This is a genomic window from Thermococcus celericrescens, from assembly GCF_001484195.1.
Classification (GTDB): domain Archaea; phylum Methanobacteriota_B; class Thermococci; order Thermococcales; family Thermococcaceae; genus Thermococcus; species Thermococcus celericrescens.
Window position 1 is genome coordinate 1 of record NZ_LLYW01000060.1, and the last position, 7,020, is coordinate 7,020.

At 57.9% G+C, this 7,020-nt stretch carries 10 protein-coding genes and 1 pseudogene; 6 read left to right on the top strand and 5 right to left on the bottom strand.

Annotated features, from left to right (window positions below; translation table 11 throughout):
* From APY94_RS12620 to APY94_RS12640, 5 genes and pseudogenes are all read left to right on the top strand, one after another.
* Nucleotides 1-312 (top strand): annotated as a pseudogene (locus tag APY94_RS12620) (exosome complex exonuclease Rrp41); the annotation flags it as partial.
* A gap of 1 nt (nucleotide 313) precedes the next feature.
* Nucleotides 314-1,123, top strand: coding sequence for an exosome complex protein Rrp42 (gene rrp42 / locus APY94_RS12625; RefSeq protein ID WP_058939952.1), 810 nt, complete (start codon nucleotides 314-316; stop codon nucleotides 1,121-1,123).
* A gap of 23 nt (nucleotides 1,124-1,146) precedes the next feature.
* A complete protein-coding gene (locus APY94_RS12630; RefSeq protein ID WP_058939953.1) occupies nucleotides 1,147-1,434 on the top strand; it encodes a hypothetical protein in 288 nt (95 codons plus the stop codon).
* 51 nt (nucleotides 1,435-1,485) lie between these two features.
* A complete protein-coding gene (locus APY94_RS12635; protein ID WP_058939954.1) occupies nucleotides 1,486-1,887 on the top strand; it encodes a cell division protein SepF in 402 nt (133 codons plus the stop codon).
* A gap of 79 nt (nucleotides 1,888-1,966) precedes the next feature.
* Nucleotides 1,967-2,641, top strand: coding sequence for a ZPR1 zinc finger domain-containing protein (locus APY94_RS12640; protein WP_058939955.1), 675 nt, complete (start codon nucleotides 1,967-1,969; stop codon nucleotides 2,639-2,641).
* Here APY94_RS12640 and APY94_RS12645 read toward each other — a convergent pair.
* Nucleotides 2,638-3,162, bottom strand: coding sequence for an ASCH domain-containing protein (locus tag APY94_RS12645; protein ID WP_058939956.1), 525 nt, complete (start codon nucleotides 3,160-3,162; stop codon nucleotides 2,638-2,640). The two genes, APY94_RS12640 and APY94_RS12645, sit on opposite strands and share 4 nt — an antisense overlap.
* 60 nt (nucleotides 3,163-3,222) lie before the next feature.
* On the opposite strand from APY94_RS12645, the gene APY94_RS12650 reads away from it, so the two are divergent.
* Nucleotides 3,223-3,597, top strand: a complete 375-nt coding sequence (locus APY94_RS12650) for a hypothetical protein (RefSeq protein WP_157065556.1) — start codon at nucleotides 3,223-3,225, stop codon at nucleotides 3,595-3,597.
* Here APY94_RS12650 and APY94_RS12655 read toward each other — a convergent pair.
* The 4 genes from APY94_RS12655 to APY94_RS12670 all read right to left on the bottom strand — a co-directional run.
* A complete protein-coding gene (locus APY94_RS12655) occupies nucleotides 3,594-4,595 on the bottom strand; it encodes a homoserine dehydrogenase (RefSeq protein WP_058939958.1) in 1,002 nt (333 codons plus the stop codon). The two genes, APY94_RS12650 and APY94_RS12655, sit on opposite strands and share 4 nt — an antisense overlap.
* A gap of 43 nt (nucleotides 4,596-4,638) precedes the next feature.
* The gene (locus APY94_RS12660) at nucleotides 4,639-5,484 is read right to left on the bottom strand and encodes a CBS domain-containing protein (protein WP_058939959.1); all 846 of its coding nucleotides are present in this window, start codon (nucleotides 5,482-5,484) and stop codon (nucleotides 4,639-4,641) included.
* Nucleotides 5,485-5,567: 83 nt separating this feature from the next.
* Nucleotides 5,568-6,776, bottom strand: coding sequence for a sodium ion-translocating decarboxylase subunit beta (locus APY94_RS12665; protein ID WP_058939960.1), 1,209 nt, complete (start codon nucleotides 6,774-6,776; stop codon nucleotides 5,568-5,570).
* Between the two features lie 6 nt (nucleotides 6,777-6,782).
* The coding region (locus APY94_RS12670; RefSeq protein WP_157065557.1) for a biotin/lipoyl-containing protein at nucleotides 6,783-7,020 on the bottom strand (238 nt) is incomplete at its 5' end.

Here is a 7,020-nt window from a genome sequence, read left to right on the forward strand (position 1 = left end):
GCCCTCGCCGACGCGGGTGTGCCGATGAGGGACCTCGTCGCCGCCTGCGCCGCGGGCAAGATAGAGGGCGAGATAGTGCTCGACCTCAACAAGGACGAGGACAACTACGGTGAGGCCGACGTTCCGGTGGCGATAATGCCGCTCAAGAACGACATCACCCTCCTACAGATGGACGGGTACCTCACGAAGGATGAGTTCGTCGAGGCCGTGAGGCTCGCCATCAAGGGTGCCAAGGCGGTCTATCAGAAGCAGCGCGAGGCGCTGAAGGTCAAGTATCTCAAAATAGCCGAGGAGGTCGGTGGAGGTGAGTGAAATGGAAATAATGGCGGGCATAATGCGCGACCACATCCTCGCGCTCCTCAAGGAAGGCAAGCGCGTGGACGGCCGCGGCCTTGAAGACTACAGGGACCTCGAAATCAAGGTCAACGTCATCGAGAAGGCCGAGGGCTCCGCATGGGTCAGGCTCGGCAACACCCAGGTTCTCGTGGGCGTGAAGGTCGACATGGGAGAGCCCTTCCCCGACCTCCCGGACAGGGGCGTCATAACGACCAACGTGGAGCTCGTCCCCCTTGCCTCCCCGAGCTTTGAGCCCGGTCCGCCTGACGAGAACGCCATAGAACTCGCCCGTGTGGTTGACAGGGGTATAAGGGAGAGCCAGGCAGTTGAGCTTGAGAAGCTCGTCATAGTTCCGGGCAAGCTCGTCCGCGTCGTTTTCATAGACGTACACGTCCTCGACCACGACGGCAACCTCCTCGACGCGAGCGGCATCGGCGCGATAGCGGCCCTGCTCAGCACCAGGATGCCGAAGGTGGTCTACAATGAGGAGACCGACGAGGTCGAGGTTCTCGACGAGTACGAGCCCCTCCCGGTCAGGAGGATACCGATACCGGTTACCATGGCCAAGATCGGTTCGAACATCCTCGTTGACCCGAACCTCGATGAGGAGCGCGTCATGGACGGCAGGATAATCGTAACCACCGACGAAAACGCCATGATATCCTCCGTCCAGAAGAGTGAGGGCGGTTCGTTCAAGCTTGAGGAGGTCATGTATGCGGTTGACACCGCGATAAAGAAGGCCGCCGAGATACGGGAGAAGGTTCTTGAGGCCGTTAAGGCCGAGTGACCTTTTCCCCTTTGGTGATTTTTATGAGCCTTGTGGACGCCATCGCGGTGGCCGTGATGGTTCTCTTCACGCTCCAGTTTCTTAGACTGGCGGTTAGGGGCGGCTCAAAAAAGGAGCTCTTCCTGACCCTTGCGCTGTGGTCCATGAGCCTCGGTGTCTGGGTCATCTACAGCGCCTCCGTTGAGTGGGGGTGGGACTTCTACGCGTACGTATCCCTGATGTTCGCCGCGGTCACGTTCCTCCTGAGCGTTTTTGGACTTTATCGGCTGCGTGAGGAGGAAGGACTGGGCGAATTTCAGAAAGAGATATAAACACAAATGCCCAAAATAATCCAGCCTTATGATTAATTGGGGGGAACGGTTATGGGATTGTTTGACAGCCTTAAGAAGAAGGACGAAAAGCCCAAGCCCAAGAAGAAGCCGCCGGCGGTTAAGAAGAGTGTTGCCGCTCCCAGGCGTGACATCGATGTCGTTCCTCTTGAGGAGGATGTTATTGCTAAGGAGATAGTCAAGCCCCAGATCAGGTACCTCAAGAAGATCGTCGTCACCAGCTACGCCGACCTTGAGAGGATATCCGAGGAGCTCCAGAACGGCAACATAGTTCTCGTTGACCTCACCCCGCTCGAGGTCAAGCCGGAGGTTCTTGAGAAGGTCGCGGAGCAGCTCAAGGGGATGGTCGGGGCTCTCGGCGGTCAGGCCGCTAAAATATGCAAGCACGAGATAAAGCTCATTCTCGTCCCGTCGGACATCAAGATAGCCAAGTGATTTCCTTTTTGGCCCTTTCTACTTCTGCCTACCATGGATTTATAAAGGGGTCGGTCCCTCTATTCTCCGGTGGTGTGAGATGGCGGAAGGTGAGAAACCCAGGGTTGATGTGGGAGAGGCGGATGATATTCAGGTCATCTCTCTTGGGGACTGTCCGATCTGCGGCGGCAAGGGCACGCTCAAGGCCATGCAGTACATCCACGAAATACCCTACTTTGGCAGGGTCATGGAGAGCACGATATTCTGTGAGAAGTGCGGCTACAGGAACGCCGACGTTGTGATGCTGGAGGACAGGCCCCCGAAGCTCTACATGGTTCGCGTTGAGGAGGAGAATGATCTCTTCACCCGCGTCGTCAGGAGCAAGAGCGGAACAATCGAGCTGGACGAGATTGGTGTCAAGATAGAGCCCGGTCCCGCGGCGGAGGGCTTCGTCAGTAACGTGGAGGGCGTTCTCGAGCGCGTTCGCGAGACCCTCCTCATGGCGAGGGAGTTCAAAAAGCAGGAGGGCGACGAGGAAGCGGTGCGCAGGGCGGACGAGGTGCTCGAATACATCAACGCCGTTAAGGACGGCAAAAAGCCCCTGACGGTCAGGATAATGGATCCCCTCGGCAACAGCGCCCTCATCGGTGAGAAGGTGAAGAGCCGCCTGCTGACGCAGGAGGAAATCAATAGCCTCAGCCTTGGCCCCTACGTCACGGTCGAGCCCGAGGCTGGAGAGGATACCCCAGAGGAGAGCCCCGAAGGCGGCTCTTAGAGATAGACTGCCTCCCTCGACAGGAGGTCCTCGATAAGATCCTTTACCCACTCCTTTCGGCTTTTTCTTGAGAGGTGGATTATGCCCTCAACCTGAACCCCGTAGCGCTCTCTCATCTCCTCCCTGCTCATGGGCTCCTTAAAGAGGAACGGCCTCTCTATCGTGAAGGCATAGCCGTATCTCCTGATATACTCTCCCAGCCAGCGCTTTCCGTTTTCTCCGTGAACCAGGGTTAAACCGCTGGTCTCCCCGGTCATCTCCCACAGCGTGTCCAGGTCGGCCCTTATGACCTCCCCGACTTCGAAGCCCCCCGCTATGGTGCCCCTTCTTGTCAGGGTCTGCTCCTCGTGGAGGCCGAGCCTTCTCAGCGTATCCCTGAGCTCGTAGGGGTTCCCCCTTGCCACGTAGAGAAAGACGGTGTCTCCCTCCCTGAACGCCCTGCTCTTCCGGAGCTCTACCGTTTTCAGTCCCCGAAATATCAGCTCCGCGTAGACCTGATGGAGCGCTATCACGTGCTCCATGGTCTCACCGCCCGTTCTTGGGAAGAAAGCTTAAAAGGTTTGAGCAGGACTTACTCTTTGGTGAAGTTAATGGAGGTCAGAAGACTGACGGGCCTTCGAAAGGATTACGCTCCCTTTGTTGTTATTCTGTTCTGCTCCTCAATCGCGGCTTATCTGAGGGGAATGGACTTTCTAGGAACCTTCCTGCTGGCCCTGGGCTTTGGGCTTTTCTCCTCTTCGATGGGGAGATACCTTGTTATACTGGATGGCGGTGAATACATGCTCTCGGCTAGAAAGAGGGGCTCCGTCTATGAGGTGAAGGTGCTGAGGGACGGTTCGCCTCTGTGGAGTGGGAAGGTCCTCGATTACGTCAGGCTTGGTGAGCTGGCCCTGGATACAAGAAGTGATGGGGTGGCAGTGGTCTTCAGGGAGAAAGAGGTGGGGAAGCTCCCCTAAACCTTCAGTGCCGCCTTTATGATGTCGCTTACCACGCCGCTTGCCGTCTCCTTCAATCCCGCCCCGGCCCCCTTGATGACCAGCTCGCCGAGCAGGTCGGTTCTTATTACTGCGGCGTTCTCGTGGCTCTCAACTGCGAGGGGGCTTCCGAGCGGTACCTCCCGCGGTTCGACGACGACCTTTCCCCTCTCCACGGCGGCAACGAGCCTTATCGTCCTTCCGCGCTCCCGGGCCCTCCTCACTTCCCCGGATGTGGCCTCCGCTATTCCCTTGACCGCTATATCGTCAAATGTTATCGGGTGGAATGCGAGGCAGTGGAGGATTGTTGCCTTGTAGCCCGCGTCGATGCCCAGGACATCGCCGCTTGGGTCTCTTTCAGCTATTCCGAGCCTTTGGGCGGTTTTTAGGGCCCTCTCGAAGTCCTGCCCCATCTCCATCTGGCTCAGAATGAAGGTCGTGGTGGCGTTGAGCACCGCCTCCATGCCTTCAATTGAGTCTGCGAGGATGCCCTCGCGCAGGAGGGTGATGATTGGCGTGCCCGCCATCACGGTGGCCTCGAAGAGGTACGGAAGGTCTCTTTTCTCGGCTTCCCCGACGAGGTCGGCGTAGTGAAAGGCCAGGGGCGGCTTGTTGCTCGTAACAATCCCTCTGCCATCCCTGAGTGCCGCCAGATGCCACTCGTGGGCGTTTTTGTCGTTGGTCACGTCCACGATTATGTCGGCATCTATTTCTCTCACGGCCTCCTTTGGTGTGAGGCTGTAAACCTCGTAGTCGTTGGTCCAGGAGGAGAGCTTTCCGAAGGTCTCCTTAACCGCTAGGACTTCGCGCAGATCCATCCCCTCGGGAAGCCACACCACCCCGCTCGTGTCCGCTACGCTCACGACCCTGAACTTCAGCCGGTACCTCTCGCGGAAGAACGCCTCCTTGCTGAGGAGAACGCGCGCGACTGCCCGTCCGACGTTCCCAAAACCGAAGAGCGAGAGCTTCACCTCTCTCACGCGCATCACCGTAAGAAGAGGGAGAAAAGGGGCTTAAATCCTTTCACTTGTTGAGGATCACTTTTATGATGTCCATGTCCCTGACGATGCCGACGAGCTCGCCCTCGCCCCGGATGACGGGCAGCTGCTCTATCTCGTACTTGACCATCTTCTGGGCGACGTCGTAGACGCTCATGTGTGGTGTCGCAACGACCAGCTCGCGGTTCATTATGTCCTCAACGGGCTTCTTCGGCAGCTGGAGCTCGGCCTTCTCGAAGAGGAGCGTCGGGTTGCTCTCGAGTATCCAGTCCTCCTCGCTCGAGGCGGAGAGGGCGGTGCTCTTCATGACGCGGATAACCTCGCTGTCCTTGAGGATGTCCGTCTCGTCCACCATTCCAACCAGATTGCCTTCGTCGTCGATGACCGGGATGGCCATGGCGTTGCACAGGAGGAGGGCCTTGAGAGCGGCCTTGAGCGGCGTTCCCCTCCAGACAACACCCACGTTCTTCTGGTAGTAGTCCTCTATCGTCACGTTCTTCAGCTTCTCGTTCTTGGCGAGGTATCTGCGCACTATGTCGCCGACTGTTAGAACGCCTATAACCCTGTTCTCCTCATCAACGACGACGACACGCCTGTAGTCCATCTCCAGCATCGCCCTGACGGCCTTTTTGAGGTCGTCGTTGGGTTTGACTGCCGGCACGTCCCTCTTAACCAGCATTGCGAGCTGCTCCTCATCAGGGTGAAGCAGAACCCGCTTTATACTTATGATCCCGACGAGGGCCTTGGTGTTCTTGTTGATTACGGGAAATGACCTTACCTTATGCTTTCTGAAGAGCTCGAGGGCGTATCCCCTCGTGGCTGGAAGCTCTATAACCACCGGCTCCGAAGTCATCAAAGTCTTCACACGCATTTCCTTCACCACCGCTTTAAGTTAAAGCGCCCTCCTCCTATTTTAAGCTTTTCATTCAAAAATTGACAAAAAAGTGAGGGGCCTCAGCCCGCCAGAACTGAGAGGAAAACACCCGCAGCAACGGCGGTTCCAATAACGCCGGCAACGTTCGGCCCCATGGCGTGCATGAGGATGAAGTTGCCCGGGTCTTCCTCACTGGCCATCCTCTGGACGACGCGGGCGCTCATCGGGACCGCTGAAACGCCAGCCGCCCCTATCATCGGGTTTATCCTTCCTCCGGAGAGCTTCATCATGAGCTTTCCGAAGAGCACACCGCCGGCGGTGGCGCTGGCGAAGGCAACGATACCGAGGCCGAGGATCATCAGGGTCTCCTGTGTGAGGAAGCTGTCAGCCCTCATAGTCGAACCGACACCGAGGCCGAGGAAGATGGTGACGATGTTCATGAGCTCCTCCTGGGCTGCCCTGCTGAGCCTCTCGACAACGCCGCTCTCGCGGAAGAGGTTGCCTATCATGAGCATTCCGACGAGCGGGGCGGCGCTCGGAACGAGGAGACCGATGACGATCATGCTGATTATGGGGAAGATTATCTTCTCCCTCTTGGACACGGGCCTGAGCTGCTCCATTCTGATTTTTCTCTCCTCCCTGGTCGTGAGGGCCCTGATGATGGGTGGCTGAATGAGCGGAACCAAGCTCATGTAGCTGTAAGCAGCGACCGCCGTCGCTCCCAGTATCTCGGGCGCGAGCTTTGTGGTGAGGTATATCGTCGTCGGCCCGTCGGCGCCACCGATGATTCCTATGCTCGCCGCCTGGTGCAGGTTGAAGCCGAGGGCCAGTGCGGTGAGCATCGCTATGAACACACCTATCTGCGCCGCCGCACCCATGAGCGCCGTCTTGGGGTCGGCTATCATCGGCCCGAAGTCGGTCATGGCTCCTAGGCCGAAGAATATCAGGAGCGGCACTATCTCCGTCCTGATGAGGGTGTAGTAGATTATGTCAAAGATGCCTGGAGGTCCGTACTGCTGGTTGAGGTAGCTCAGCGTTGCGAAGATGTTGTCCGCTATGTGCTCGGGCAGGTTCGGGGCTATGGGCCAGTTGGCCAGGTGGCCGAGCGGGATGTTCACCAGCACGGCGCTTATGCCTATCGGGAGGAGCAGGAGGGGCTCCATCTCGTAGCGTATGGCCAGGTAAACGAGCGCCAGACCGACGGCTATCATCACCACGTTGCCCCAGCTGAGGTTGAGCAGCCCCATTCCCTGGAAGAACGCTATTATCGATTCCACCAGTCCCGCCATCTGTCCTCACCCTAGCTCTATTAGTGCCTGTCCGGTGTCCACGGTGTCGCCCTCTTTGACGAGGATCTTCTTAACCACTCCGTCCTTTGGAGCGGGGATTTCGTTTTCCATCTTCATTGCTTCCAAGACCACTAACCCCTGTCCAGTTTTGACCTGCTCGCCCTCCCTCACGAGAATTCTCAGAATCTTACCCGGCATTGGGGCCGTCACGGCACCTTCGCCGGCGGGAGCCGGAGTCGCTGCC